Source organism: Streptomyces griseorubiginosus (genome assembly GCF_017614965.1).
In the GTDB taxonomy this organism is placed as follows: domain Bacteria; phylum Actinomycetota; class Actinomycetes; order Streptomycetales; family Streptomycetaceae; genus Streptomyces; species Streptomyces griseorubiginosus_B.
The window spans coordinates 1-26,964 of the sequence record NZ_WVUG01000038.1 but is presented as its reverse complement, the minus strand read 5'-3'; the positions used below and the strand labels follow the sequence as shown (position 1 = coordinate 26,964).

At 72.9% G+C, this 26,964-nt stretch carries 25 protein-coding genes and 1 pseudogene; 12 read left to right on the top strand and 14 right to left on the bottom strand.

Going from position 1 to position 26,964, the window contains the following annotated elements; all coding sequences use genetic code 11:
- Positions 1-32: 32 nt before the first annotated feature.
- Entirely contained in the window at positions 33-1,253 is a 1,221-nt protein-coding gene (locus tag GRC12_RS10545) for a molybdopterin-dependent oxidoreductase (RefSeq protein WP_208778935.1), read from the top strand.
- Positions 1,253-1,738 carry a hypothetical protein gene (locus tag GRC12_RS10540; protein ID WP_244372583.1) on the top strand — a complete coding sequence of 162 codons (486 nt, stop codon included), beginning with the start codon at positions 1,253-1,255 and terminating at the stop codon, positions 1,736-1,738. The genes GRC12_RS10545 and GRC12_RS10540 overlap by 1 nt, the downstream gene beginning before the upstream one ends.
- 170 nt (positions 1,739-1,908) lie before the next feature.
- Here the strand turns inward: GRC12_RS10540 and GRC12_RS45460 are convergent.
- From GRC12_RS45460 to GRC12_RS10525, 3 genes and pseudogenes are all read right to left on the bottom strand, one after another.
- Positions 1,909-2,349, bottom strand: a pseudogene (locus GRC12_RS45460) (class I SAM-dependent methyltransferase); the annotation flags it as partial.
- Entirely contained in the window at positions 2,346-3,026 is a 681-nt protein-coding gene (locus GRC12_RS10530) for a TIGR04282 family arsenosugar biosynthesis glycosyltransferase (protein WP_208778933.1), read from the bottom strand. The pseudogene GRC12_RS45460 and the gene GRC12_RS10530, both read right to left, overlap by 4 nt.
- A complete protein-coding gene (locus GRC12_RS10525; protein ID WP_308286522.1) occupies positions 3,023-3,733 on the bottom strand; it encodes a glycosyltransferase family 2 protein in 711 nt (236 codons plus the stop codon). Before GRC12_RS10525 ends, GRC12_RS10530 begins: the two co-directional genes overlap by 4 nt.
- Positions 3,734-3,836: 103 nt before the next feature.
- On the opposite strand from GRC12_RS10525, the gene GRC12_RS10520 reads away from it, so the two are divergent.
- Positions 3,837-4,550 carry a response regulator transcription factor gene (locus GRC12_RS10520; protein ID WP_208778931.1) on the top strand — a complete coding sequence of 238 codons (714 nt, stop codon included), beginning with the start codon at positions 3,837-3,839 and terminating at the stop codon, positions 4,548-4,550.
- 2 nt (positions 4,551-4,552) lie between these two features.
- Positions 4,553-5,665: a sensor histidine kinase gene (locus GRC12_RS10515; RefSeq protein WP_133041576.1), complete on the top strand. Its 1,113-nt coding sequence runs from the start codon at positions 4,553-4,555 to the stop codon at positions 5,663-5,665.
- 38 nt (positions 5,666-5,703) lie between these two features.
- On the opposite strand, the gene GRC12_RS10510 is transcribed toward GRC12_RS10515, so the two are convergent.
- From GRC12_RS10510 to GRC12_RS10500, 3 genes are read right to left on the bottom strand one after another with little or no spacing between them, the layout of a single operon-like run.
- Positions 5,704-6,705: an NAD-dependent epimerase/dehydratase family protein gene (locus GRC12_RS10510; protein ID WP_208778930.1), complete on the bottom strand. Its 1,002-nt coding sequence runs from the start codon at positions 6,703-6,705 to the stop codon at positions 5,704-5,706.
- 53 nt (positions 6,706-6,758) lie between these two features.
- Positions 6,759-8,210, bottom strand: a complete 1,452-nt coding sequence (locus tag GRC12_RS10505) for a sensor histidine kinase (RefSeq protein ID WP_208778929.1) — start codon at positions 8,208-8,210, stop codon at positions 6,759-6,761.
- Entirely contained in the window at positions 8,207-8,896 is a 690-nt protein-coding gene (locus GRC12_RS10500) for a response regulator transcription factor (RefSeq protein WP_208778928.1), read from the bottom strand. Before GRC12_RS10500 ends, GRC12_RS10505 begins: the two co-directional genes overlap by 4 nt.
- A 153-nt stretch (positions 8,897-9,049) precedes the next feature.
- On the opposite strand from GRC12_RS10500, the gene GRC12_RS10495 reads away from it, so the two are divergent.
- Genes GRC12_RS10495 through GRC12_RS10480 form a run of 4 tightly spaced genes read left to right on the top strand, consistent with a single transcriptional unit; the run spans position 9,050 to position 14,744 of the window.
- Positions 9,050-10,387, top strand: coding sequence for a ferredoxin reductase family protein (locus tag GRC12_RS10495; protein ID WP_208778927.1), 1,338 nt, complete (start codon positions 9,050-9,052; stop codon positions 10,385-10,387).
- Between the two features lie 10 nt (positions 10,388-10,397).
- Complete coding sequence (locus tag GRC12_RS10490) at positions 10,398-10,832, top strand: FMN-binding protein (protein WP_208778926.1); 435 nt, start codon at positions 10,398-10,400, stop codon at positions 10,830-10,832.
- Between the two features lie 22 nt (positions 10,833-10,854).
- Positions 10,855-11,571, top strand: coding sequence for an FAD:protein FMN transferase (locus tag GRC12_RS10485; protein ID WP_208778944.1), 717 nt, complete (start codon positions 10,855-10,857; stop codon positions 11,569-11,571).
- Positions 11,572-11,597: 26 nt separating this feature from the next.
- A complete protein-coding gene (locus GRC12_RS10480; RefSeq protein ID WP_208778925.1) occupies positions 11,598-14,744 on the top strand; it encodes an ATP-binding protein in 3,147 nt (1,048 codons plus the stop codon).
- Here the strand turns inward: GRC12_RS10480 and GRC12_RS10475 are convergent.
- The 3 genes from GRC12_RS10475 to GRC12_RS10465 are packed head-to-tail and all read right to left on the bottom strand — an operon-like array spanning position 14,734 to position 17,735.
- On the bottom strand, positions 14,734-15,954 hold the full coding sequence (locus GRC12_RS10475; protein ID WP_208778924.1) for a cytochrome P450: 1,221 nt from the start codon (positions 15,952-15,954) through the stop codon (positions 14,734-14,736). The genes GRC12_RS10480 and GRC12_RS10475 overlap by 11 nt on opposite strands.
- A 27-nt stretch (positions 15,955-15,981) precedes the next feature.
- Complete coding sequence (locus tag GRC12_RS10470; RefSeq protein WP_208778923.1) at positions 15,982-16,782, bottom strand: ABC transporter permease; 801 nt, start codon at positions 16,780-16,782, stop codon at positions 15,982-15,984.
- Positions 16,779-17,735, bottom strand: coding sequence for an ATP-binding cassette domain-containing protein (locus tag GRC12_RS10465; RefSeq protein WP_208778922.1), 957 nt, complete (start codon positions 17,733-17,735; stop codon positions 16,779-16,781). The genes GRC12_RS10470 and GRC12_RS10465 overlap by 4 nt, the downstream gene beginning before the upstream one ends.
- A gap of 256 nt (positions 17,736-17,991) precedes the next feature.
- Here GRC12_RS10465 and GRC12_RS10460 point away from each other — a divergent pair, with 256 nt between their 5' ends.
- The 3 genes from GRC12_RS10460 to GRC12_RS10450 are packed head-to-tail and all read left to right on the top strand — an operon-like array spanning position 17,992 to position 20,491.
- Positions 17,992-19,119: an ABC transporter ATP-binding protein gene (locus GRC12_RS10460; RefSeq protein ID WP_208778921.1), complete on the top strand. Its 1,128-nt coding sequence runs from the start codon at positions 17,992-17,994 to the stop codon at positions 19,117-19,119.
- Positions 19,116-19,826 (top strand): ABC transporter permease, encoded by a 711-nt coding sequence (locus GRC12_RS10455; protein ID WP_208778920.1) that lies wholly within the window; start codon positions 19,116-19,118, stop codon positions 19,824-19,826. Before GRC12_RS10460 ends, GRC12_RS10455 begins: the two co-directional genes overlap by 4 nt.
- Entirely contained in the window at positions 19,823-20,491 is a 669-nt protein-coding gene (locus GRC12_RS10450) for an ABC transporter permease (protein WP_208778919.1), read from the top strand. Before GRC12_RS10455 ends, GRC12_RS10450 begins: the two co-directional genes overlap by 4 nt.
- A 55-nt stretch (positions 20,492-20,546) precedes the next feature.
- Here the strand turns inward: GRC12_RS10450 and GRC12_RS10445 are convergent, their stop codons facing one another.
- Genes GRC12_RS10445 through GRC12_RS10430 form a run of 4 tightly spaced genes read right to left on the bottom strand, consistent with a single transcriptional unit; the run spans position 20,547 to position 24,958 of the window.
- Positions 20,547-21,149, bottom strand: coding sequence for a GTP-binding protein (locus tag GRC12_RS10445; protein WP_208778918.1), 603 nt, complete (start codon positions 21,147-21,149; stop codon positions 20,547-20,549).
- Positions 21,136-21,555: a DUF742 domain-containing protein gene (locus tag GRC12_RS10440; RefSeq protein ID WP_208778917.1), complete on the bottom strand. Its 420-nt coding sequence runs from the start codon at positions 21,553-21,555 to the stop codon at positions 21,136-21,138. Before GRC12_RS10440 ends, GRC12_RS10445 begins: the two co-directional genes overlap by 14 nt.
- Positions 21,556-21,611: 56 nt before the next feature.
- Positions 21,612-22,091, bottom strand: coding sequence for a roadblock/LC7 domain-containing protein (locus tag GRC12_RS10435; protein ID WP_133041590.1), 480 nt, complete (start codon positions 22,089-22,091; stop codon positions 21,612-21,614).
- The gene (locus GRC12_RS10430) at positions 22,088-24,958 is read right to left on the bottom strand and encodes an ATP-binding protein (RefSeq protein ID WP_208778916.1); all 2,871 of its coding nucleotides are present in this window, start codon (positions 24,956-24,958) and stop codon (positions 22,088-22,090) included. The genes GRC12_RS10435 and GRC12_RS10430 overlap by 4 nt, the downstream gene beginning before the upstream one ends.
- Positions 24,959-25,318: 360 nt before the next feature.
- Between GRC12_RS10430 and GRC12_RS10425 the strand changes: the two genes are divergently transcribed.
- Positions 25,319-26,284, top strand: a complete 966-nt coding sequence (locus GRC12_RS10425) for an ABC transporter substrate-binding protein (protein ID WP_208778915.1) — start codon at positions 25,319-25,321, stop codon at positions 26,282-26,284.
- Positions 26,285-26,385: 101 nt separating this feature from the next.
- Here GRC12_RS10425 and GRC12_RS10420 read toward each other — a convergent pair.
- Positions 26,386-26,964: ROK family protein (locus GRC12_RS10420; RefSeq protein WP_208778914.1), on the bottom strand; the 579-nt coding region annotated here is incomplete at its 5' end.

Genomic DNA, 26,964 nt, shown 5'->3' with positions numbered 1-26,964 from the left:
CTCCGGGGCCCGTGCGGACCTACGGTCGGGACATGGCACGGTCACCCTTCTCACCCGCCTTCTGGCGCAGCCCCCTGCGCGGCCCCTGGCTCACCTCGGTGCTGGGCCTCGTCCTGCTCGGCGGCATCACGGTGCTGTTCGTGACGGGACTGCTGTCGTACGCCGCCTACAACCCGGACCTGTCGCCGGTGAACGACAAGACACCCGGCAAGGGCCTCCTCGGCTTCTACCTCTTCGCCTGGCCGACCGACCCGCACTGGCTGTACCGCCTCACCCAGGGCGTCCACGTCACGCTCGGCATCACCCTGATCCCCGTACTCCTGGCCAAGCTGTGGTCGGTCGTGCCGAAGCTCTTCACGCTGCCGCCGGCCCGTTCCGTGGCCCACGCGCTGGAGCGGATCTCGCTGCTCCTGCTCGTCGGGGGCGGCCTGTTCGAGTTCGTCACCGGCGTGCTCAACGTCCAGCTCGACTACCTCTTCCCCGGCTCCTTCTACCCCCTGCACTTCTACGGCGCCTGGATCTTCTTCGCCGCGTTCGCCGCACACGCCGTGCTCAAGACACCGGCCGCCTTGCGCAACCTGCGTCGACTGAAGGAGGAGCGGAGCGAGTTGACGTCTCCGGCGCCCGACGCGCCGACCGTCACCCGCAGGGGCGCGCTGGGGCTGGTCGGGGGCGGCTCGCTGCTGCTCTTGGCCACGACCGTCGGGCAGGACTTCGACGGACTGCGCTGGACCGCGCTCTTCGCCCCCCACGGCCGCCGCGATCCCGGCACCGGCCCCGGCGGCTTCCAGATCAACAAGACCGCCGCGTACGCCGGCATCCACCCGGCCGAGACGGGCGAGGAGGCGTGGCGGCTGGTGGTCACGGGACGCACGGGCACCGTCCGCCTGAGCCGTGCCGAACTCCTCCGACTCCCCCTGCACAGTGCCGCGTTGCCCATCGCCTGCGTGGAGGGCTGGTCCACCTCCGACCAGTGGTGGCGGGGCGTACGGCTGCGGGATCTCGCGGCACTCGTCGGGTACGACGGCGATCCGCCCGACGTGTTCGTGGAGTCGCTGCAACGGCACGGCTCCTTCCGGCGGGCCGCCCTGCGGGCCAACCAGGTCGCCGACCCGCGTTCCCTGCTCGCCCTGTTCGTGAACGGCGAGGACCTGACCCCCGACCACGGCCACCCCGCGCGGATCATCGTGCCCGCGGCACCCGGTGTGCTCAACACCAAGTGGGTGGCCCGGCTGACCTTCGGAGACCTGTGATGCGCCCGCGGATCGTCATCGGCAGCCCGCTGCAACTCCTGCTGCTCACCTGCACGTTCGCGCTCGCCGCCTACGCGGGGCTGCGCCTGTTCGACGGGGACTGGTTCGGGATCGCGCTGTGGGTGGCGGGCGCGGCCCTCCTGCACGACCTGGTGCTGCTGCCGCTTTACGCGGCGGCGGACCGGGCGCTGACCGGGGTGGCGGGCCGGGAACGGGTCATGTACGTCCGGGTGCCGGCCGCGCTCTCCCTGCTGCTCCTGCTCGTGTGGTTCCCGCTGATCGGCGGACAGGTGGCGGCGCGCTACACCGCCGCCACCGGGCTGTCCGCCGACGGCTACCTCGCCCGCTGGCTGCTGGTGACCGCCGCGCTCTTCGGCGGCTCCGCGCTGCTGTTCGTGCTGCGCCGAGTGCGTCCGCCGCGCCGGTCACGCCGGGCGCGCGGGCTGCGCAGGGCGACGAAGGAGCGGCCGCCGGTCGTCCACTGAGCGACGGCCCGCCAGCGCGGTGCGTGCCGCAGCAGGGCGGTCGTGCCGAGCCGGGCCCAGGGGAAGGGGGTGCCGGCGGCTCCCCGGGCGTCGGTGACGTGCACGAGGACGCGTTCGTCGACGTCCGGGTCCGGGACCGTCTCGACGATCAACAGACCTGCTGGAGTGAGGAGTTGGCTCATCCTGTCGAGCAGGACGCGCGGGTCGCCGCCGATGCCGATGTTGCCGTCGATCAGCAGGGCCGTGCCCCAGCGGCCCTCGGCGGGGAGCTCGTCGAAGACGCTGCGGTGCAGGGCCCGGCCGCCGAGGGTTCTGGTGCGGCGGACGGCCTCGGCGCTCACGTCGATGCCGAGGGCGGGGTGGCCGCGGGTGGCCAGGGCCGCGACGAGGCGGCCGGGACCGCAGCCGACGTCCAGGACCGTGCCCTCGCAGTGGCGCAGTACGTCCAGGTCGGCGGCGTCGGCTTCGGCGCACCAGCGTTCCACGTCCAGGGGGAGGAGCCAGCCGTCGGGGCGGCGCAGGAAGAGGGGGCCCTGGCCGGTGTGCAGGGCGTGGGTGTAGGGGTCGGTGGACCAGGGGTGGGTGTCGAGAGTTGTGGGTGCTGTGGTCATGTGGCCGCGGGTTCGTCGTGGTTGATCGCGCCCCGCGGCGGAGCCGCACATTGATACAGCCCCGCGCCACTGAGGGGCGGCGCGTTCAGTTGCCGTAGCTTTTCAGCGAACCGGCTGTTCGGGGCCTCCTCGGCGACCAACCTCGCGTCCTGCGCCGTGTCCACGTCCCGCAGGGGCGGTAGGTCCCGGACGTGCAGGCCCGTCAGTCTTGCCCTCTGGGCCGCGCCCGTGTGGGGAGTCGACATGGGGACGCCCCGGAGCAGCCGGGGATCCGGAACCGCCAGTCCCAGCGCCCAGAAGCCGCCGTCCTCCGCGGGGCCGAAGTACGCGTCGCAACCGGCCCAGTCGAGGGTCAGGAGGGGCGGAGTCACCTGGGGGGTGTCCATGCCGATGAGGAGGGTCGGGCCCGTGCAGTGGGCGAAGGCGGCGGCCAGGCGTTCGTCGAGGGTGCCCGCGCACTGCCGTACGACCTCGAAGCCGGGCGGCAGCCAGGGCCCCGGTTCGCCCTCCAGGGCCAGGACGCGGCGGTGGGCCGGGGTGCGGGCGACCGTGTGCAGGGTGTCCGCCAGGGACGCCTCGGCCAGCGCGGCGGCCTGCCGCGGGGTGAACGGCGGAGTCAGGCGGGTCTTGACCCTGCCGGGGCGGGGTTCCTTGGCGATGACGAGCAGGGTGGTCACGCGCCGGCCTCCTTCTCGGCCAGGACGCGGCTCATGTCCCGTACCGCCTGCCAGGTGCCGCGCCAGGTCCCCGTGACCTTCGAGACGCCCGTACGGGGGCGGTACGGGACGTCGTACTCGGCGATCCGCCAGCCCGCGTCGGCGGCGCGGACGACCATCTGGAGCGGGTAGCCGCTGCGCCGGTCGGAGAGGTCAAGGGCGAGCAGCGGCTCGCGGCGGGCGGCGCGCAGCGGGCCGAGGTCGCGCAGGCGCAGGCCGGTGCGGCGGCGCAGGAGGCGGGCGAGGGCGAGGTTGCCGGCGCGGGCGTGCGGTGGCCAGGCGCCCCGGGTCTGCGGGCGGCGGCGGCCGAGCACCAGGTCCGCCTCGCCGGTGATGATGCGCCGGGTGAAGGGCACCAGGTCGGCCGGGTCGAGGGAGGCGTCGCAGTCGCAGAAGCAGACGAGGTCGGCGGTGGCCGCCAGCAGTCCCGCGTGGCAGGCGGCGCCGAAACCGCGCCGCCGCTCGGACACGACGGTCGCGCCGAGGGACCGGGCGAGGTCGGCCGAGCCGTCGCTCGATCCGTTGTCCACGACGAGCGCGCGCCAGCCGGGCGGGATGCGGCGCAGCACCCACGGCAGGGCCTCGGCCTCGTCGAGACAGGGCAGGACGACGTCCACGGACGCCGCGAGCTGTTCTCTTTCGTCGGAAGGGGTCGTCACCCGTCTCACCCTACGGACGTAAAACCGGCGAAACGGGCGGCGGCTCCTTACGAAACACGGACGTCGGAAGCCGACGGGCCCGCTCGCGCGCGCGGGGTGCGAGGCTGGCTCCATGGAGCAGCAGCAGGATGGACGGGCCGGGGCCCGGGTGCTCGTCGTGGACGACGATCCCACCGTGGCCGAGGTCGTCACCGGGTATCTCGACCGGGCCGGATACGTCGTCGACCGGGCCGGCGACGGCCCGGACGCGCTCGCGCGGGCCGCCGCGCACTGGCCGGACCTCGTGGTCCTCGACCTGATGCTGCCCGGCATGGACGGGCTCGAGGTGTGCCGGCGGATGCGCGGGTACGGGCCCGTGCCGGTCATCATGCTCACCGCGCGCGGCGACGAGGACGACCGCATCCTCGGCCTGGAGGTCGGCGCCGACGACTACGTCACCAAGCCCTTCAGCCCCCGCGAACTCGTCCTGCGCGTCGAGTCGGTCCTGCGCCGCACCCGGCCCGCCCAGCCGGCCGGTCTGCTGCGCGCGGGCGGGCTCTCGGTGGACCCCGGGGCCCGTCGCGCCCTCAAGGGCGGCACCGAACTCGCCCTCACCATCCGCGAGTTCGACCTGCTCGCGTTCTTCCTGCGCCATCCCGGCCGGGTCTTCAGCCGGGAGGACCTGATGCGCGAGGTGTGGGGCTGGGACTTCGGCGACCTGTCGACCGTCACCGTCCATGTGCGGCGGCTGCGCGGCAAGGTCGAGGACGATCCGGCCCGGCCCCGGCTGATCCAGACCGTGTGGGGCGTCGGCTACCGCTTCGACGCCTCGGACCAGGGGGCCTGACCGTGCGCGCCAACCTGCTCATCGCCCTGTTCGCCTTCCTCGGCGCCGCCGTCGCCGGTCTGCTCGGCGCCGGTGTGCTGCTGCTGATCCGGCGCCGATCGCTCGCCCTGCACCTCGGTGTCGTCGCGGCCGTCGGCGTCACCGCCATGTTCGCGGGCACGCTCGCGGTCGCGCAGGCCATGTTCCTGTCCGGGCACGACCTGAAGGTGGTCACGACCGTCGTCGCGATGGCCGCCGTGGTCTCCCTGGCCACCGCCCTGCTCCTCGGCCGCTGGGTCGCCGCCCGCAGCCGTGCCCTCACCCTCGCCGCCCGGTCCTTCGGCGACGGCGGCGACTTCACCTCTCCCGCCGGTCCCGCCACCGCCGAACTCGCCGAGCTCAGCCGCGAGTTGGAGATCACCAGCGCCAAACTCGCCGAGTCCCGGGAGCGCGAGCGGGCCCTTGAGTCCTCGCGCCGCGAACTGGTCGCCTGGATCTCCCACGACCTGCGCACCCCGCTCGCCGGCCTGCGCGCCATGTCCGAGGCCCTCGAGGACGGTGTCGCCGCCGATCCCGACCGCTATCTCAAGCAGATCCGCACCGAGGTCGAGCGCCTCAACGACATGGTCGGCGACCTCTTCGAACTCTCCCGCATCCACGCGGGCGCGCTGGCGCTGAGCCCGAGCCGTATCTCCCTCTACGACCTCGTCGGCGACGCGCTCGCGGGCGCCGACCCGCTGGCGCGCGAGCACGGCGTACGGCTCGTCGGTGACGGGGTCGAGCCGGTGCCGGTGGAGGTCGACGGCAAGGAGATGAGCCGGGTACTGGGCAACCTGCTGGTCAACGCCATCCGCCGGACCCCGGCCGACGGCACGGTCGCCGTGGCCGCCGAGCGCTCGCCCGAGGGGGTCGTGCTGTCCGTCACCGACGGCTGCGGCGGCATCCCCGAGGAGGACCTGCCCCGCGTCTTCGACACCGGCTGGCGCGGCACGCACGCCCGGACTCCCCCCGCCGGAGCGGGACTCGGCCTCGCCATCGTCCGGGGAATCGTGGAGGCGCACCGGGGCACGGCGACCGTGCGCAACGTCCCGGGCGGCTGCCGCTTCGAGGTGGTGCTGCCCGCCGCCGCTTCCTGAAAGGCGGACAGCACCACCGGTCGTGGAGGGGCCGGACCCTATGCCTCCCGCATCCCGGCCCCCGCGAACTCCCGCATCCCCTCCGCGAAGCCCACCTCGGGCTTCCAGCCCAGTTCGGCGCGGATGCGCGTCGAGTCCGCGGTGATGTGCCGTACGTCGCCGAGGCGGTACCCGCCCGCGACGACCGGCTCGGGACCGCCGTAGGCCGCCGCCAGCTCCCGTGCCATCTCGCCTACGGTGTGCGGTTCGCCGCTGCCGGTGTTGTACGCCGTCAGCGCACCCGGGCGCGCATCCGCCCGCAGCGCCGCCACGTTGGCCTCCGCGACGTCACGTACGTGCACGAAGTCACGGCGCTGGCGCCCGTCCTCGAAGACGCGCGGGGACTCGCCGCGGGCCAGGGCCGAGCGGAAGAAGGAGGCGACCCCGGCGTACGGGGTGTCGCGGGGCATGCCCGGTCCGTACACGTTGTGGTAGCGCAGCGACACGGCCGAGCCGCCCGTGGCACGCGCCCAGGCGGCCGCGAGGTGTTCCTGGGCGAGCTTGGTCGTGGCGTACACGTTGCGCGGGTCGACCGGGGCGTCCTCGCCGACCAGCCCGGGGACGAGGTCGTCGCCGCACTCCGGACACGGCGGCTCGTAGCGGCCCGCGTCCAGGTCGGCGACGGCACGCGGACCGGGGCGTACGACGCCGTGCCGCTCGCAGACGTACCGCCCCTCGCCGTAGACCACCATGGACCCGGCCAGCACCAGCCGCCGCACGCCCGCCTCGGCCATCGCGGTGAGCAGGACGGCCGTACCCAGGTCGTTGCGGGAGACGTACTCCGCCGCGTCCGCGAAACCCGTGCCGAGTCCGACCATCGCCGCCTGGTGGCACACGGCGTCCACTCCGGCCAGCGCCCGGCCGACGGCGTAGGGGTCGCGCACGTCCGACGGAGGCTCGGAGCGGACGTCGTACACGACCGTCTCGTGCCCGTGGACCCGCAGAGCGCTGACGACATGGGACCCGATGAATCCGGCACCGCCGGTGACCAGTACGCGCATGCCGCCACGCTAGGGCCGGGAGCGGCCCGAACCGGCGGGCCGCGCACGTCATGTCACCGGTCCGTAAGACCTCGCGGCGGCAGCCGCACCGTGAAGACGGTCGAGCCGGGCTCGCTGCTCAGCTCGATCGTGCCCCCGTGGGCGCGCACCAGGGCGCTCGCCACGGACAGTCCCAGACCGCTGCCGCCCCGGTCGCGGCTGCGGGCCTTGTCGACGCGGTAGAAGCGGTCGAAGATCCGTTCCCGGTCGGCGGCCGGGATGCCGGGACCCGCGTCCTCGACCCGGACGACCGCCGTCTCCTGCTCCAGCGCGACCGCCACCGACACCTTGGTGCCGGCCGGCGTGTGCACGGCCGCGTTGGTCAGCAGGTTGTCCAGGACCTGCCGGACGCGGTGCGGGTCCAGGCGCAGCCGCAGCGCGGCCGGACCCGGCAGCACGGTCAGCGGGCGCTCCGGGTGACTCGCCCGGAAGGCGGCGGCCGCCTCCCCGACCAGCTCCACCAGGTCCGCGTCCTGCACCCGCAGCGGCGCGTCCACCTCCGCCGCGTCCAGCCGGGCGAGCAGCAGCAGGTCGTCGAGGAGCACGCCCATGCGGGCGGCCTCGGCACGCAGCCGGGCCAGGTGCCTGTCGCGTTCCTCGGGGGCGTTGGCGGCCGCGTACTGGAAGAGGTCCGCGTAACCCCGCACGGACATCAGGGGCGTACGCAGCTCGTGCGAGGCGTCGGCCACGAACCGGCGCAGCCGCTGCTCCGCCTCCGCGCGTACCGCGAGGGAGCGGTCGATGTGCTCCAGCATCGTGTTGAAGGCCGTGCGCAGCTCCTCCACCTCGGGCGCGCCGCCCCGCTCGCCGGCGCGCAGCGGCAGCCGGGCCGCGGACTCGGTCAGATCGTGCGAGGCGATGCCGTGCGCGGTGTGCGCCATGTCGCTGAGCGGGTTCAGACCGCGTCTGAGCATCCTGCGGCCGAACACCACCAGCGCCGCCAGCGCCAGCCCGAAGGCGACCACCTGCACGGTGATCAGCCGCCGTACGGTGGCGTCGATGTCGTCCATCGGCGCCCCGCTGACCAGCACCACACCGGGCTCCACCTCGCACGCCCGCAGCCGGTACTCGCCCTCGCCGGAGATCCGCGCGGTGCGCAGCATCTCCGTCCTCCCGCCCGCCTGGGCCCGGGCCAGGGAGGTGAGGGGGGCGATGTCCGCGGGCAGGTCGCCGGGCTCCTCCGGCCTGCGCAGCACGGCGGTGCCGCCGGAGACGTCGTACACCGCGTAGTACCAGCGGTAGTACTTCTTGCCCTGCAGCGTGCCGTTCTCCGCGATGCTCTTGGACTGGGCGACCTGGGCGAGACCCAGCTGGTCGTCGAGCTGGGCGGAGAGATAGTCCCGCATGTAGGTCGTCAGGGCCGTGCCGACGACCGCGAACACCACCAGCGCCAGCGCGCCAAGACCCAGCGCCAGCCGGGTCCCGAGCCGCATCCCGCGGTACGCCCGGCGCAGCCGCCGTATCACTCGGCCGCCTGCCGGACGACGTAACCGAAGCCGCGCACGGTGTGGATCAGCGGTGCGCCGGTGTCGTCCAGCTTGCGGCGCAGCCGGCTGACCACCAGCTCGACGACGTTCGAGCGGCCCCCGAAGCCGTACTCCCACACATGGTCGAGGATCTGCGCCTTGGTCATCACGGTCGGCGACTTGCGCATCAGGAAGCGCAGTACCTCGTACTCGGTGGGGGTGAGCGTGAGCAGCCTGTCGCCGCGCCGCACCTCGCGGGTGTCCTCGTCCATCGTGAGGTCCGCCACCCGCAGCACGGAGCGCTGGAAGGCGGGCCCGGCACTGCGCCGCAGCACCGTGCGCAGCCGCGCCATCAGCTCCTCCACCGCGAACGGCTTGATCAGGTAGTCGTCGCCGCCCCGGGTCAGCCCCGCCACCCGGTCGGCCACCCCGTCCCGCGCGGTCAGGAACACCACCGGCACCATCGTGCCCGAGCGCCGCAGCCGGTCGAGCACACCGAAGCCGTCCACGTCCGGCAGCATCAGGTCGAGCACCACGATGTCCGGGCGGAACTCGCCGGCCAGCGCGACCGCCTCCTCGCCGGTGTTCGCGGTGACGGCGTCCCAGCCCTCGTAGCGGGCGACGGTCGCGACGAGATCGGCGATGGGCGGGTCGTCGTCCACGACGAGGAGGCGTACTTTTTCCACCCGCTCATAGTGCGGCACCCGGCCGGGCGGACCGTGTGGTCCGGCACACAGCGAGCACATCGATAAGTACTTGAAAGTTGTCCGACAGCTTCTCGACAGCTCCCACCGGCCAAGCTCGGTCACCCAGGACCCGATCAAGGAGCTGCCGTCACCGTGACGACCGTCCAATCACCCCCTGCGCCCCCCACGGCGACACGCCCCAGGGTGGTGGCCCGCACGGGCCTGTTCGCCGTGCTCGCCGCGAACGCGGCCGTGGTCGCCTACTTCTTCGCCCAGGCGGGCTTCGCCTCCAACGCGCTCATCGTCATCGGCCGCCTCGCCGGTCTGTACGGCGCCCTGGTCATGGCCTTCCAGCTGGTGCTGGTGGCCCGGCTGCCCTGGCTCGACCGGCGCATCGGCATGGACCGGCTGACCTCCTGGCACCGCTGGACCGGCTTCGCCCTGCTGTGGACCCTGCTCGCACACGCCGTCTTCATCAGCTTCGGGTACGCCGACGGGGCGGGCGTCGGCCCCGTCACCGAACTCGTGGACCTCGCCGAGACCACCGAGGGCGTGCTGCGCGCGATCGTCGCCCTCGGCCTGATCCTCGTGGTCGGCGCCGTCTCGGCCCGCTACGCCCGCCGCCGGCTCGCCTACGAGACCTGGCACTTCATCCACCTCTACACCTACGTCGCCGTGGTGCTCGCCTTCACCCACCAGGTCGCGGTCGGTACGACGTTCACCTCCTCGTCCGCCGCGAAGACGTACTGGTACGCGGTGTGGGCCGTGGCCCTCGGCGCCCTGGTCCTGGGCCGGCTCGTGCTGCCGCTGTGGCGCAACACCCGCCACCGATTCCGGGTCTCCGCGGTCGTCCCCGAGTCCGACAACGTCGTCTCGGTCCACGTCACCGGCAAGGACCTGGACAAGCTGCCCGCCCGGGCCGGCCAGTTCTTCCTGTGGCGGTTCCTGACCGCCGACCGCTGGTGGCAGGCCAACCCCTTCTCCCTCTCCGCCGCGCCCGACGGCCGCACCCTGCGCCTGACGGTGAAGGCGGCCGGTGCGGGCAGCGCCGCCCTGCGCCATGTGAAGGTCGGCACCCGCGTCTTCGCCGAGGGCCCCTACGGCGCCTTCACCGCCCTGCACCGCACCAGGCCCCAGTCCCTGCTGATCGCGGGCGGTGTCGGCGTGACCCCGATCCGGGCCCTCCTGGAGGACATCGAGGGCCACGCCATCGTCGTCTACCGCGTCGCCGGCGAACGGGACGCCGTGCTCTACGACGAACTGCGCGACCTCGCCGTCGCCAAGGGCGCCGAACTGCACCTGGTCACCGGCCCGCCCGTCCCCGACAAACTGGCCCCGCGCGAACTGGCCCGGCTGGTGCCCGACATCGCCGAGCGGGACGTCTTCCTGTGCGGGCCGCCGCCGATGATGAAGGCGGTCCTGGGCAGCCTGGGCGAGCTGGGCGTGCCCAAGCGGCAGATCCACTTCGAACGCTTCAGCCTGGCGGGATGAGGAAGAGAACGTGAAGCGAGCCATACCCGTCGTCGTCCTCAGCATCGCGGGCCTGGTCCCGGTCTGGCGCTACGAGCCATCGGCCGGGGGTACGACGTCCACCACCGCCGAGGCCGCGGTGACACCGTCCTCCTCGGCCTCGGCCTCGGCCTCCAGTTCCGGTTCGGGTTCGTCCTCGGCCTCCGGGAAGGTCGTCAAGGGGACGACCGTGAACACGGACAAGGGGCCCGTGCAGGTGCAGGTCACCTTCGAGGGCGACCGGATCACCGCCGTGTCGATGCTCCAGCAGCCGAACCACCCCCAGACCACGGCCGCCGTACCGAAGCTGATCGCGGAGACGCTCAAGGCGCAGAGCGCGGACATCGACGCGGTGTCCGGGGCGACCGTCACGAGCGAGGGGTACAAGCAGTCCCTCCAGGCCGCGATCGACGCCAAGGGCGCCTGACGTGCGCCGCGTCGAACACGTCATGGGGTTCCCCGTCTCGCTGCGGGTGGACGACGAGGGCGCGTGGGAGGAGGCCGCGGACGCGGTGTTCGCCTGGCTGCGCGAGGTCGACGCCCGGTTCAGCCCCTTCAGGGCGGACAGCGAGGTGTCCCGGTACGGCCGGGACGAGCTGGAGGGGGAATCACCCAGCGCCGACCTGGCCGAGGTGCTCGACCTGTGCGAGCACTACCGGGTCGCCACGGGCGGCGCGTTCGACGCGCGGCTGCCGGGGCGGGGGTTCGACCCGTGCGCGGTGGTGAAGGGCTGGTCGGTGCAGCGGGCCGCGCAGCTGTTGCGGACGGCCGGTGCGAGACGGTTCGTGCTGAACGCCGGCGGTGACGTGGTCGCCTCCGGCGGGCCCTGGCGGGTGGGCGTACGACACCCCGAACAGGCCGACCGGCTGTGCGCGGTGCTGGAGCTGACCGACGGCGCGGTGGCCACCTCCGCCCGCTACGAGCGCGGCGACCACATCGTCGACGGCCGCACCGGGCGTCCGGCGACCGGACTGCTCAGCATGACGGTGGTCGCCGCCTCGCTGACCGTGGCGGACTCCGTGGCCACGGCCGCCTTCGCGCTGGGCGCCGAGGGCGTCGCGTGGGCCGCCGCGCAGCCCGGGTGCGAGGTGTTCGCCGTGGACACGGCGGGACAGGTGCTGCGGACGGAGGGGTTCCCGGTGGCCGCGCGGTCCCGGGCGGCATGATGCACCGGGCTGACTAACCTGGCCCGGTGACCATCGAGTTGACGCTCCTGTCCGCCGTCGCCCACCGGGGCCGGGAGATCACCGCGCCCCGGCTGCGGGGGCTGCTCGCGCTGCTGGCCGGGGAGCTCAGGGCGGGGTGCGGCACGGCCCGGCTGGTCGAGGGACTGTGGCCGCAGGAGCGGCCGGAGAACCCGGCCAAGGCCCTGCAGATCCTCGTGTCGCGGGCCCGCCGTCAGCTCGGCGCCGACGTCATCGCCAGTACCCCCACCGGCTACCGGCTCGCCCTGCGAGAGGACCAGGTGGACACCGCCGCCGTCCGGCTGTTCGCCGCCGCGGCCGCCGAGAAGAGCCGCGCCGGGGACCACGCGGGCGCCCTGGCGGAGGCGGAGGAGGGGCTCGCGCTGTGGGACGGCGCCCCGGCCGTCGCGGAACCCGCTCTCGGTGACCCGGTCGCCGAGCTGCGCGCCGAGCGCGCCGGCACCCACCGCGCGCTCGCCCGCTGCCGTGCCCTCGCCCTCGCCCGCACCGGCCGCCGCGAGGAGGCCGTCGGCCCGCTCACCGACCTGGCCGCCGCGCGGCCGCACGACGAGGAACTCCTGCTGGAGCTGATGCGCTGCCGCACCGCCACCGCGGGACCGGCCGCCGCTCTCGCCACGTACGACACCCACCGGCGCCGGCTGCGCGACGAACTCGGCACCGATCCCGGGCCCGCCCTGCAGGAACTGCACCAGGAGCTGCTGCGCGGCGAGGCCCCGGCCGTCCGGCGCGGGGTACCGCACGAACCCAACCCGCTGCTCGGCAGGGACGCCGACGTAGCCGCCGTGACCCGCCTGCTGCACGGCGCCCGCGTCGTCTCCGTCGTCGGCGCCGGCGGTCTCGGCAAGACCCGCCTCGCGGCCGCCGTCGCCCGGGACGCCGAACAGCGGGTGGTGCACCTGGTGCCGCTCGCCGGTGTCCGCCGGGACGCCGACGTGGCCGCCGAGGTCGCCTCCGCGCTGGGCGCCGGCGAGAGCCCGCGGCCCGGTGGGGGAGGTGACGCGGTCACCGGGATTCTGGGCACCCTCGGTTCCGGGCCGGCGCTGCTGGTCCTGGACAACTGCGAGCAGGTCGTCCAGGGCGTCGCCGACCTCGTCCAGGCCCTGGTGTCGCGGACCCGGGACCTGCGCGTCCTCACCACCAGCCGCGCTCCGCTCGGCCTGTCCTCCGAGACGGTCCACCCCCTGCCCGAACTCGATCTCGCCACCACCGTCGAGCTGTTCGGTCAGCGGGCCCGCGCCGCCCGCCCCGACGCCGACCTGCCGGCCGACACCGTCGCCGCCCTCTGCCGCCGCCTCGACGGACTGCCGCTCGCCGCCGAACTGGCCGCCGCACGGGTGCGGGTGATGTCGGTCGCCGAGATCCACAGTCGGCTGCAGGACCGGTTCGCGCTGCTGCGGGGCGGGCGCCGGGACGCGCCGGAACGCCACCGCACCCTGCACGCCGTCGTCGACTGGAGCTGGAACCTCCTCGACGAGCGGGGGCGGTCCGCGCTGCGGGCCCTGTCCGTCTTCCCGGACGGCTTCACCGCCGGGGCGGCGGAGCAACTCGTTGGCGATCCGGACGTGTTGGAGACCCTGGAGGACCTTGTCGACCAGTCCCTGCTCAAGGTGACCGACACCGCGACCGGCACCCGCTTCCGGATGCTGGAGACGGTACGGGAGTTCACCGCCGCCCACCGGGAGGCGGCCGGGGAGGACGCGGCCGTCACGGAGCGGTTCCTCGACTGGGCGCGGGAGTTCGGCGCCGCCCACCACGACGCGCCCTTCGGGGCCGAGCCGTTCGATGCCTGGCGGCTCGTCCGCGCCGAGCAGGACAACCTCGTCCACGCCCTGCGGCACGCGCTCGACCTCGCCGACCAGGACACCGTCGTCGCGGTCACGGCCGTCCTGGGCAGCCTGTGGTCCACCGAGGCCGGCGCCAACCACGCCCGCCTCCTCGCCCTCACCGAGGACACCGCACCGCTGCTCTCCCACTACCGGCCCGCCCCCGGATACGTGGAACCCGCGCGCACCGCGGCCGCCCTGCTGGCCGCCAACTCCCTGCTGGGCCTCGGCCCCGGCGCCGGGCGGGTCCTCGTCACGCTGCGCCGCCTGCCGCCCGCCCCGCCGGACACCGTCATCCGGGCCGTGGCCGCCGTGCTGAGCGCCCTCCCCGAAGTGCTCGCGCCCGGCGGCAGCCGCATCCTCGACGCGCTGTGCGACAGCGACCTGCCCCTGCTCGCGGCCATCGCCAACGGCGCCGCCAGCTACGTCGGCGAGCACGACCGGGACCCCGAGCGGGCCCTCACGGCCGCCCGCCGCATGCTCGACGCGGTCGCCGGCCAGGACATCCCGCTGCTCAGGATCTGGCCGCGGGCCCGGTTCGCCGAACTGTGCCTGCAGACGGAACGCGGCGCGGAGGCGATCGGCCCGATGAAGGCCGCCCTCGAAGCCCTGGAGGAGTACGGCGAGTGGACCGACACGATCGGACTGCGCTGGGGGATCATGCTCGCCAACCTGCAGGCCGGGGACATCGACGAGGCGGAGCACTGGCTGGAGCAGGCGCTGCGGCACCAGCCCGAGGGCGCCGTGTCCGACCCCTTCACCCCCGACCTGGGAGCCCGCGCCGAGATGGCGCTCGCGCGCGGCGACATCGAGACGGGACTCGGCCTGTGGCGCCGGGCCCTGGACCGGCTGACGCGCGCCGCCGACCCGCCACCCGGCGGGGAACCGGTGATGGAAGCCTGGGGACCGGAGCTCCAGGCGGTAGCCGTGACCGCCCACGCCCGTCACGGCCGCATTGACCTCGTCGACCGTGTCCTCGCCGCGTTCCCCGGCCGCGTCACGCGTCTGCTGGCCCGCTCCCCGGCCGCCCGGCCCGCTTGTTTCCCGCTGTGCGGCGCCCTGCTGCTCGCCCTCGGCACGGCCGACCTGGCGCGGGGGGACACGGGCGGCGTACGGCTGATCGCGCTCGCCGAGCGGCTGCGCTACCTGCGCAACTTCCAGCCCACCATGTCCCTGGCCCGGGCCCGCGAGGACGCCCGGAACGCCGACAGGGCGGCGTACGAGGACGCGGTGTCCCGGTACGCCGCCCTGGACGACGACGGGCTGAGCGAGGCCGCGCTCGGCCTGGTGCGGCAGCGCGTCACAGACTGACCGGCAGCGCCAGCAGGTGGAAGCCGTCGCCGGGCCAGTGCCCGAAGGCGAGTTCGGCCCGGTCCACGGCGAGCTTCGGGGCGTTGGGCCGCCGTACCACCAGCTCGTCGAGGACGACGCCCGTCACCAGCCGGCCGAGGGCCGCGCCGATGCAGTAGTGCGGGCCGTGCCCGAAGGCGAGATGACCGTCGCCCCGGCCGAACTCCCTGGTCACGTCGAGGTGTTCGGGGGAGTCGTAGGCGGCCGGGTCGTGGTCGGCGGCGAACAGCGCGACCGTCACCGCCTCGCCCGTCCTCAGGAGGGTCCCGGCGAACTCGAAGTCCTCCGTGGCGTAGAGCGTGGCGCCCATGCGCACCAGCGTGACGTGGCGCAGGAGTTCGGGCACCGCCCGGGTCAGCAGCTCCGGGTCGGTACGCAGCCGCTCCAGCTGGTCGGGGCGGTCCAGCAGGGCGAGCATCGCGTGCGCCAGGAACAGGGCGGGCGGGGTGATGCCGGTGTTGATCAGCAGGAAGAAGACGGTGACGATCTCGTCGTCGCTCATACCGCCGTCGGCGAGCAGCGCCGACACCAGATCGCCGGCGGGCTCGGCCCGGCGCCGGGCGACCAGCTCCTTGGTGTACTCCACGAGCGCGCCGAGCCCTTCGAGGACCCGGCTGCCGTCGCCGTACGCGAAGTCCCGGATCCAGCCGCAGACCCTGTCCTGGTCGCCCGCGTCGACACCGACCAGCGCGCAGATCACCGCCGTGCTCAGCGGATAGGCGAACTCGCCCAGCAGATCGGCCTGTTCGCGCCACGCGAGGGTGTCGGCCAGCTCCCGTGCCGTCCTTTCCACGAAGGGGCGCAGGGCGGCCACCCGGCGGGCGGTGAAGGCCCGGGTGAGGGGGCCGCGCCGTCTGCTGTGCTCGTCGCCGTCGAAGAGGGCGAGGTGGCCGGAGAGGTACCGGGCGTACTCGGGCGGGAGACCGTCGGCGCCCTGGGCCAGCAACTCGGCCTGGGGGTCGGGCATGTCGGAGCCGGAGACCGTCGACCGGTCCCGGACCAGGCGCGGTTCGGTGAGCGCGGCCTTCACGTCCTCGTGCCGGGTGACCAGGCGGACGGGGGTGCTCAGGCCCGGCAGGACGACATGGCCGAGGCCGGGCCGGGAGCGCAGGCCGGCGTAGGCGCCGACGGGGTTCTCGACGAGTTCGGGGGTGAGGGACACGGCGTTCATGGCAACTGCCTTTCTGCGGAGGGAGGTTCAGCGGGGGTCGCGGTCGAAGAGGCGGAGGGACCACACGAGGCCGAGGACCGCGATCGCGATGCTCCACGCCACGGCCATCCAGCCGTTGTGTCCGATCGGTGTGCCCGTCAGCAGGCCGCGCACGGTCTCGATGACCGTGGTGAAGGGCTGGTACTCGGCGAACCAGCGGATCCAGGACGGCATCGAGCCGACCGGCACGAAGGTGCTGCTGACGAAGGGCAGCAGGAACGAGATCGGCAGCGGGGCGTTGCTGGCGCCCTCGGGTGTCCTGCTGATCAGCCCCAGGGCGACCGAGAGCCAGGTCAGCGCGAGAACGAAGAGGACGAGCAGACCGCAGGCCGCCAGCCACTCGACGGGGCCCGCGTCGGGCCGGAACCCGATGGCCAGGGCGACCGCCGTGACCAGGGTCAGGTTGACGACCGTCTGGAGGACGCTGCCGACCACATGGCCCACCAGGATCGACGCCCGGGAGATCGCCATGGTGCGGAAGCGGGCGACGATGCCCTCGGCCATGTCCGTGCACACGGCGACCGCCGTCGGCACCGACCCGGTGCCCGCCGTCATCAGCAGGATGCCGGGGACGAGATAGGCGAGATAGGCGGGGCGGTCGCCGCCCTGGCCGATTCCGGCGCCGAGCGCGGAGCCGAAGACGTACACGAACAACAGCAGCAGGAAGACGGGGATGAGCGCGACCTGGAGCGTCATGGAGGGGTAGCGGCGGGCGTGCAGCAGGTTGCGCCGCAGCATGGTGAGGCAGTCGCGCAGGTGCGGGGTGGCGGGCTGGACGGCGCTGCTCATCGGCTCTGCACCTTCTCGTGCTCGGGGCGGCCGGTGACCGCGAAGAAGACGTCGTCGAGATCGGGGGTGTGGACGGTGAGGGAGTCCACGGCGACGCCGTGCGCGTCGAGGACGTCCAGCAGGGCGCGCAGGGTGTGCACGCCGCCGTCGCCCGGCACCTGGAGGGTGAGCGCCTCCTCGTCGCGCAGACCCAGGTCCAACACCCGGGCGGCGCGGTCGAGTTCGGCCGGGTCGAGGAACCGGAGGCGGACATGGCCGCCGGGGACGAGACGCTTGAGTTCGTCGGGCGTGCCCTCGGCGACGATCCGGCCGCCGTTCAGCACCGCGACGCGGTCGGCGAGTTGGTCGGCCTCCTCCAGGTACTGCGTGGTGAGGAAGACGGTGACCCCGCCGTCGACGAGCTCGCGCACGATCCGCCACACGGCGTGCCGGGAACGCGGGTCGAGCCCCGTGGTCGGCTCGTCGAGGAAGATCACCCGGGGTGAGCCGATCAGCGTCATGGCGATGTCGAGGCGCCGCCGCATGCCGCCGGAGTAGGTGGCGGCGGGCTTCCGCGCGGCCTCCACGAGGTCGAAGCGGGCCAGCAGTTCCGCGGTGAGGCGGCGGCCCTCGGCGCGCGGGAGGTGGTGCAGGTCCGCCATCAGCGCCAGGTTCTCCTCGCCGGTGATCAGCTGGTCGACCGCGGAGAACTGGCCGGTGACGCCGATCGCGGCACGCACGGACTGCGCAGCCTCGCGCACGTCGTGCCCGGCGACGCGGGCCTCGCCGGCGTCGGCGCGGATCAGGGTGGAGAGGATCTGGACGGTGGTGGTCTTGCCGGCGCCGTTCGGGCCGAGCAGCGAGAAGATCGTGCCGCGCGGGATGGAGAGATCGATCCCGTCGAGGACGACCTTGTCGCCGTACGCCTTGCTCAGGCCGGTCACCTCGATGGCCGGTGTCGTCGTCTGGTTCATGCCGCAGAGCGTGCCGGGGGCCGGCTTCAGGGTGGCTTCAGGGCGGTTTCAGCGGGCCATGGCGATCGGGGCGGTCGCTGTGGGCTCGCTGAGCGGCCGCTGAGGGGGGCGTGGGAATCAGTGGACTCACAGGGCGGTCACAGAGTGATACCGCCTCGGTGCATACCGGTTTTCGCCAGGTTCCCGACTGAATTCGGAAACACATGCGGTCTAGAATCTGCACCCAACGATCCAGTCCCGAAGGGCGTTCGGCGTTTTGATACGGATAGATTCAGTCACCAAGCGCTACCCCGATGGCACGGTGGCGGTCGACAACCTCTCCCTGGAGATACCCGACCGATCCATCACGGTCTTCGTGGGCCCGTCGGGCTGCGGCAAGACGACGACGCTGCGCATGATCAACCGGATGATCGAGCCGAGCGAGGGCACGATCACCATCGACGGCAAGGACATCAGCCGGCAGCCCGTGAACACGCTGCGCCGGTCGATGGGGTACGTCATCCAGAACGCGGGCCTCTTCCAGCACCGCACGATCATCGACAACATCGCCACCGTGCCCCGACTGCTGGGCTGGGACAAGGCCAGGGCCCGGGCGCGCGCCGGCGAGTTGATGGAGCGGGTCGGGCTCGACGGCTCCCTCGCCAAGCGGTACCCCTACCAGCTCTCCGGCGGCCAGCAGCAGCGCGTCGGCGTGGCCCGGGCGCTCGCCGCCGACCCGCCGGTCCTGCTGATGGACGAGCCCTTCTCCGCCGTCGACCCCGTGGTGCGCAAGGGCCTCCAGGACGAACTCCTGCGCATCCAGGACGAGTTGGGCAAGACCATCGTCTTCGTCACCCATGACATCGACGAGGCCGTGAAGATCGGCACCATGGTCGCCGTGATGCGCACTGGCGGCCATCTCGCCCAGTTCGCCCCGCCCGCCGAGCTGCTCACCGATCCCGCGGACGCCTTCGTCGAGGACTTCCTCGGCGCCGACCGGGGCATCCGGCGCCTGTCCTTCTTCTCCTCCTCCGGCCTCGACCTGCTGACCACCCCGATCGTCGCCGTCGACGCCACCGCCGAGCAGATCGCCGCCCGCACCGCCAAGGACGTGCCCTACCTCCTCGTCACCGACGTCGACGGCCGTCCCCTCGGCTGGAGCGAGCCGGCCGCGCTGACCGCCGGGTCGGTCGACCCGGCCCGACTCCTCTCCCACGGACGCCCCTTCGAGCACGGCAGGGAGTCCCTGCGCGCCGCCCTCGACGGTGCCGTGCTCTCGCCGACCGGCTGGGCCGTCGCGGTCGGCGCCGACGGCAGGGTCACCGGCGTGGTCTCGCAGCAGACCATCGGCGAGGCCATCCGCGCCGCGCACGCAGAGGGCACCACGGAAAAGGTCGCCGGATGAGCGGCGGCCTCTTCGACATCCCGAGCGACCTGCAGAACACGTACTGGGGCCTGGTCGGACTGCATCTGCGCGAGGCGCTGATCCCGGTCGCCGTCGGCCTGGTGGTGGCACTGCCCGTCGCCCAGCTCTGTGTGCGGCTGAGATGGCTGTACCCGCCGGTGCTGTGGGTGACGACCGTCCTCTACGCCATCCCCTCGCTGGCCTTCTTCGTCGTGCTCATCGACTACACCGGCCAGACCGAGACCACCGTGATGATCCCGCTGGGCGTCTACAGCCTCGTGGTCTTCGTCCCGGCCATCGTGGACGGCGTCCGCTCGGTCCCGCAGGAGACCCTGGACGCGGCCACCGCGATGGGCCTGGGACCCGTACGACGCTACTTCCAGGTCCAGTTGCCCATCGCCGCGCCCGCCATCATCGCCGGCCTGCGCGTGGCGACCGTCTCCAGCATCTCCCTCGTCAGCGTCGGCATGCTGATCGGCAACCAGGGCGGGCTCGGCAACCTGCTCAACGACGGCATGATCTACCACCAGTCCCGGCTGATCTGGCTGTCCGTGGTCGGCACGGCCGTTCTCGCCATCCTCGCGGACGCCCTGCTGGTCCTCGTGCGCGTCCTCGTCACCCCCTGGATGCCGCGCGGAAACCGCAAACCCCGCCCCGTCGACGAACCCGAACCCCTGCAGGCCGCCCTGGAGGACGCCGTCCGATGAACGTCCTCCACTTCATCAACAACTTCTTCAGCGACAGCGCCCACTGGCACGGCTACGACGGCATCCCCACCCGGCTGCGCGAGCACATCCAGTACTCCCTGATCGCCCTCGCCATCGCGGCCGCCATCGGCCTGCCGGCCGGCCTGCTCACCGGCCACACCGGCCGGGGCGGCAACACCGTCGCGTTCGTCGCCACCGCGGGACGGGCCCTGCCCAGCTTCGGCCTGCTGGTGCTGATGTTCGTCCTGCTGGGCCTCGGGCTCACCCCGGTGATGATCCCGCTGGTCGTGCTCGCCGTACCGCCGATCCTGGTCACCACCTACGAGGCGGTGCGCTCCGTCGACCCGTCCCCGGTGGACGCGGCCCGCGGCATGGGCATGGCCGAGTCACGGGTCCTCTTCCAGGTCGAACTCCCCGTCGCGCTCCCCCTGATCCTCAGCGGCCTGCGCTCGGCAGCCATCCAGATCGTCTCGACGGCCACGATCGCGGCCTATGTCTCCCTCGGCGGCCTCGGCCGCTACATCGTCGACGGCCTCTACCAACGCAACTACGAGAAGGTGGTGGGCGGGGCGACCCTGGTGGCCGTACTCGCCCTGGTGACACTCGGGTTCTTCTGGCTGGTGGCCCGTCTGGCTGTCTCGCCCGGAGTGCGACGGGGCAACTGACCGGCACCGTGGAGGGGCCCGGGGCGCATCGTCCGCCCCGGGCCCCTCCCGCGTGTCACCCTCCGCTACGCGCGAGCGCCTGCTCCAGCACAACCAGCAGAGCGTCCCGCACAGACCCCCGCTCGCGCGCGTCGAACACCACCACCGGCACCCGCTCGGCGACGTCCAGCGCCCAGCGGACCTCCTCCAGCGTGTGCTCGACCTTCCCGTCGAACGCGTTGACGGCGACCGCGAACGGGATCTGCTTGTGCTCGAAGTAGTCCACGGCGGCGTAACAGTCGTCCAGACGGCGGGTGTCGACGATGACCAGCCCGCCCACCGCGCCCTCGACGATGTCGTCCCACATGAAGCCGAACCGCTCCTGACCGGGCGTGCCGAACAGGTACAGCTTCAGCGTCGGGTCGATGGTGATGCAGCCGAAGTCCATCGCCACCGTGGTGGTGGTCTTGCGGGGCGTGTGGCTGAGGTCGTCCACGCCCGCCGCGACCTCCGTGATGGCGGCCTCGGTGGTCAGCGGCTCGATCTCGGAGATCGAGCCCACGGCGGTGGTCTTGCCCACGCCGAAGCCGCCCGCGATCACCAGCTTGACCGGCAGCGGTGGTGCTACGGCGGCCACCTGGGCGGCCACGGCGGGGGCGGCCGGTTCAGTCCGAGTCACGGAGTACCCCTCGGGAGTCGGGGATGGCACGCAGGGCCTCGATGACCCTGCGCAGGACGGAGGCGTCGTGGGTGACGCCGGAGTCGGGTACGTGCACCGTCAGGTAGCCGGCCGCACGCAGGTCCTCGGCGAGGACCCGGACCACGTTCAGGTGCAGCCGCAGCCGGGCCGCGAGTTCCGCGACGGACTGCGGCCGCCGGCAGGCGGCCACGATGTCGTGCTGCTCGAAGTCGAGTTCGTCGAGCACGACGAGACCCTCGGCGGTGGCCACCACCTGGGTCTCCACCGGCACCGGCCGGCCGGACGCGGTGGGCGCGACGCGGCCGGCGGTGACCAGGAACGGCCGTACGGCGGGGGCGGGGCCGACCGGGTCCGGGTCGCCCGGCGGTGGGGAGCCGTCCGCCATGGGGTGTCTTCCTCCTCGATCGCGCCCTCAGGACGGGTCCCGGGGGCGGCAACCGGTCAGCGCGCGGATGCCGCGCCGACGCTGTTCTTGAGCTGGAGCACCAGCTGCGGGCTGAGGGCGCTGCCGGCCCGGTTGGCGAACAGCGTCATCTCGTAGGCGATGTTGCCCAGCTTGGCCTCCTTGTCGGTGACCACGCCGAGCACGGCGCCGCTGCCGATGGCGGAGACCAGGACATGGCCGCCCTCGAGGTCGATGATGACCTTGTTGAGGGCGCCCAGGCCGTAGTTGCCGGAAGCACCGGCGGCCAGGGACGTGATGCCGGAGACGATCGCGGCCAGCCGCTCCGAGTCGGCGTGCTCACGCAGCTCGGAGACGGCGATGAGCAGTCCGTCGGAGGAGACGGCGATGGCGTCCACGACGCCCGCGGTCTCGGTCGCGAATCGGTTCAACAGCCAGGTGAAATCGGCTGCCGCGGCCTGCAGTTCGGCCGGCGTGGTGGCTCCCGCGGGGGGAGTGTCACCTGTCGACGTGCTCACTGCTCGGCTCCTTCCGGGAGGTGGTTCTGGTCGTGCGGGTCGGTGGTCCGACGGGCGGCACCGGACGTGGCGTCCGCACCGCCGGCGTTGCCGTTGGCCGCGACGGCACTGTCGCGGTTGGCCCGTTCGACGGCGGCCTCGAACTCGTCGAGTGCGTCGCGGACGGCGTCCGCGTCGGCGGGCCGGGCGACCTGCCGCGCTGCCTGCTGGGCGGCGGCGTCGACGGTCGTACGGAGGGTCGCGCCGCGCACCCGCCGCCGCAGCGGACGGGGTGAGCCGTCACCGGCGAACGCCGGGCCCGTGCCGCCGCTCGTGCCCTCGGCGGACAACGCCGTCTCGCCGCCCGGGGCTTCGCCCGACGATACCCAGTCGCCGGCACCGGAACGACGCGAGGGGCTCACGTCGTGCGAAGCCGGAGCGTCCTCGGCGGGGCGGGCGGACGCCGGGGCGTCGGTCCAGCCGGAACGCGGTTCGCCGGCCGCCTCGTGCGCGTGCGAAGTGTCCTCGGGGCGCGGGTCGGTGTCCCTGGCCCAGCTCGGGCGGGTGGCCTCCTTCGCAGCGGACCGCGGCGGTGTCTCGCTGCGGGCCGGGGGGATGAAGGGGGTGCGTTCACCGGTGGGCGCGGCAGCCGGAGTGGGGGCGTCGGCCGGAGCCGGCGTCACGGCGTCCGGCCGGGACGAGGAGGCGTCCGTGCCCGTGGGGATCTCGTGGCGCGGCACGCGGCGGGGCAGCGGCGCCGGCTGACCGCCCCGCGCGGTGTCGGACGACACCCGGGTGGTCTCCTCGACGGCGGACGACTGCCGGGGACCGGACGCGGCTGCCGACTCCGAGGCGATGGAGCCCCGTCGGCCCGTCGAACCGCCGACGGCGACCTCCACCGGGCTCATCGCGAGCAGCAGCGACGGCGGCACCGTCACCTCGGCCGTCACACCGCCGCCCGGGGTGCGGGAGAGGTTGACCCCGACGTCCCAGCGCCGCGCCAGGGTGCCGACCACGAACAGGCCGAGCACCTTCGTCGGTACGACGTCCAGTCGCTCGCGGCGGATCAGCCGGCCGTTCTCCTCGGCGAGCCGGTCGGCGCTCATGCCGAGGCCGTGGTCGGCGATGACGATCGCCGCGCCGCCCGGCGCCTCCTCACCGGAGGTGTCCCGCACGTACACCTCGACGGGGCTGCCGGCGGGCGAGAACGACACCGCGTTCTCGAGCAGTTCGGCCACCATCAGCGTGAGGTCGCCGATGATGTCCGGCTCGACCATGACCTCGGTGCGCGCGTGCAGCCGTACCCGCTGGAAGCCCTCGATCTGCCCCAGCGCGGCGCGCACGACGTTGGTCAGCGACGTCGGTCCGGAGTCCAGGACCGTCTCGCGGATGCCGGCGAGCAGCATCAGGCTGTCGGCGTTGCGGCGCAGCCGGACGGCGATGTGGTCGATGGAGTAGAGGCGCTCCAGCAGGGCCGGGTCGGTCTCACCGCGCTCCACCGCGTCGATCAACGCGAGCTGACGGGTTGTCAGGTTGCTGACGCGGCGGCCCACGTTGCCGAACATCTCGGCGACGTTGCGCCGGCTGAGCACCTGGCGTTCCAGCAGGGCGATCGAGGTGGTCTGCACGCGGTTGAACACCTCGGCCAGCTCACCGATCTCGTCGTCGGCGGTGACCGGCATCTCCCGCAGCTTCGGCGGGCTGTCGTCCTCGGCGTCGTCGTCGGCGACCCGGGCCAGTTCGCGCCCGGCCACGTCGGCGACCTCCTGCGCGGCACCGGTGAGGGCCTGCACCGGCCGCACCACCGAGCGGCGCACCAGCACCGAGAAGGCGATCCACAGCGCGAAGCCGAGCAGACCGATGGCGAGCAGCAGTCCGGCCCGCCACGTCGCGTCGCTGGAGGCGCGGTCGGCGCGGTCGGCGATCTGGTCGATGAGCGAGGTGGTGATCTTCAGCCGGCTCTGCGCCTGCTCGGGGTAGGCGGGGTAGTCGCTGAGGGCGTCCTGGAACGCGGTCTTGATCTCGGCGGGCGTGTCGGCCTGCAGGGTGCTGGGCGCGACCTGGAGTTCGGCGTACGCCTCGGAGATCTCCCGCATCGCGTCGGTGTGCTCGACACCCGTGAGCTCGTCGGCCTGGTCGGCGGTGGCGAACCGGGCGAAGCGGTCGGCCTGGTTGCCGTAGAGCTCGTAGGCGCCGACGGCGGTGGTGAACTCGATGAGCGCGTTGGTGTCACCGGTCGTCGCCGAGAACACGCCGGTCTCGAAGGAGCCGTGCGCTGCGTCGGCGCGCAGCAGGGAGTCCAGGAGGTTGCCGGTGAAGGTCGCGGCCAGCTCGGCGTTGCGGTCCAGACCGAGACCGTCGATCAGGGACTTGGCGGCGTTGTCGTAGGCGGGGTCGATGTTGCTGGCGGGCAGATAGCTCTGCTCGACCGTCCCGCGCAGGCTGGTGAGGCCCTCGACCTCCTTCAGCGCCTGCGCCTCGCTGTCCGGCAGCTCCCCGCCGAAGACCGACCGCACCTTGGCGATCTGGTCGTCCACCGCTCGCTGCGCCTTGCGGTAGGCGGTCCGGGTCTTCTCGGCGCCCTTGCCGCCGGCCTCGTAGCGCACCGAGAGCAGGATCGCCAGCTGGTGCTCGCTCTCCACCTCGTTGACCAGGGTGGCCACCTGCTCGCTGTTGCGCACCAGGTCCGCGGCGGACGAGGCGTCCTCCGCCTGGCCGATCTGGCCGGCGATCAGATACGAGAGCAGGGCGGCTACGACGGCCAGCGGAACGCCGACCAGGAGGTTGAGCTTGCGCCGGAACGGCCACCGGTCGGCGAACCCCCGGATGCCGCCTCTCGGCGACGGCGGGGCGGGCCGGGCGGTCGCGTCCACCTCTTTCGTGGACACCGGGCCTCCTTCGTGCGGTCTCGGTCGCGCGCGACGACGCGCCTTGACCGATTCTGATCGATGACTGGATCATGAGGAATGGTGCGGATGACACCGCAGCGGCCCCCGCACACCGCTGTGACCGACGCCAACTGCGGTGAGACTACCGTCTCTTTGAATGATCAAGGGCGTCGCCCTACGTCAAGAATCCGTTACAAAGCGCCTCCGCTTCCGCTTCAGTCTGTTCACACCGCATTCACAACCGATCACGCATTGAGGCCAATTGGTGACCAGGCTGCTCTTGACTGAGGGAGAACAGGCTGGATTGGATCAGTTGCAGCGCTTGCTTCTCATCAATCCCCCGAGTCCGGAACGGGAATCGTGACTTCCAAAGCCCCACGCCCCAGGTCCTTCAGGAGCTACCCCGCGGCGGCCGTCGCGCTCGCCGCGACCACGGCCCTGCTGGCGGGATGTGGTTCCTCCTCTTCCTCCGACAGCTCCTCCTCCGACCCGCTGCAGGGCGGCAAGTCGGACGGCAAGACCGTCGTCGTCGGATCCAACAACTTCGCCGAGAGCATCCTGATCGCCGACATCTACGGCGAGGCCCTGAAGGCCAAGGGTGTCAAGGTCACCTACAAGCCGAACATCGGCAGCCGCGAGACGACGTACGGGCTGCTGAAGAACGGCTCCATCACCGTGCTGCCGGAGTACAACGGCGCGCTGCTCGCCTACCTCGACCCGAAGGCCGCGCCCAAGACGGTCGAGGCCACCACGGCCGCGATCGAGGCCAAGCTGGACTCCAAGCTGACGCTCCTGGACCCCGCCTCCGCGCAGGACAAGGACTCCGTCACGGTCAACAAGGCCACCGCGGACAAGTACAAGCTGACCAGCGAGTCCAGCATCGCGGACCTCAAGAACGTGGCGAAGGACCTGACCATCGGCGCCTCGCCGGAGTTCCAGACCCGGCAGCAGGGCCTGGTGGGCCTGAAGTCGGTGTACGGCCTGGAGTTCAAGGGCTTCAAGGCGCTGGACGCGGGCGGCCCGCTGACCCTGGCGGCGCTGAAGAAGAACACCGTGCAGGCCGCTGACATCTTCACCACGGACCCGAACATCACCAAGGAGAAGTTCGTCGTCCTGCAGGACCCGCAGAACCTCTTCGGCTTCGAGAACGTCCAGCCGCTCGTATACAAGAGCGGTCTGTCCTCGGACGGTGTCGCCGCGCTGAACGCGGTCTCCGCCAAGCTCGACACCAAGACCCTGCTCGACCTGGACTCGCAGGTCCAGCTCGAGAACAAGGACCCGCTGGACGTCGCCAAGAGCTGGCTGAAGACGGCCGGCCTGAGCTGAGCCGTCTCGCACGGTCCGGCGCGGGTGCCCCCTCCACGGGCGGCACCCGCGCCGCCGTCCAGTGTCCGACGTGGAAGGTCGCGTCCTGCTGGTGGGTACGTTCATGGGTGCTCCAAGGGCGTGCGGGGGACGCCCGTTGACCGGCATGTCGAACACGGTTGTGCAGCGAGCTCCGCCTGCGCCCGGGCCGCCGCGCCGACCGCCACCCCGTCCTCGCCCAGACCGGCCGGCAGCACCCGCAACGGGCGTCCGCTGACCGGGGGTTCGGCGCTCAACGCCCGCCGGACGGCGGGCTCCAGGAGCGACCAGGACCGGCTGACACCGCCGCCGATCACGAAGGTCGGCACGTCCAGCAGGCCGGCCGTGACCAGCAGCGCCCGGGCCACCGCGACGCCCGCCGCCTCGAACACCGCGAGCGCGTCGGGGTCACCCCGGCCCGCCGCCTCGGCGACGTCGCGGCCCGTGCCGCCGCGGCCCGTACGCTCCCGGTACCGGGCGGCGATCGAACGGCCCGAGGCCAGCGTCTCCAGATGGCCCCGGCCCCCGCAGGTGCAGGCCAGTTCGCCGAAGCCGGGCACATGACCGATCTCGCCCGCCGCGCCCCCCGACCCGTCGTACAGGGCGCCTTTCAGCCACAACGCCCCTCCGACCCCGGTGCCCAGCGTCATACCGAGCACGTC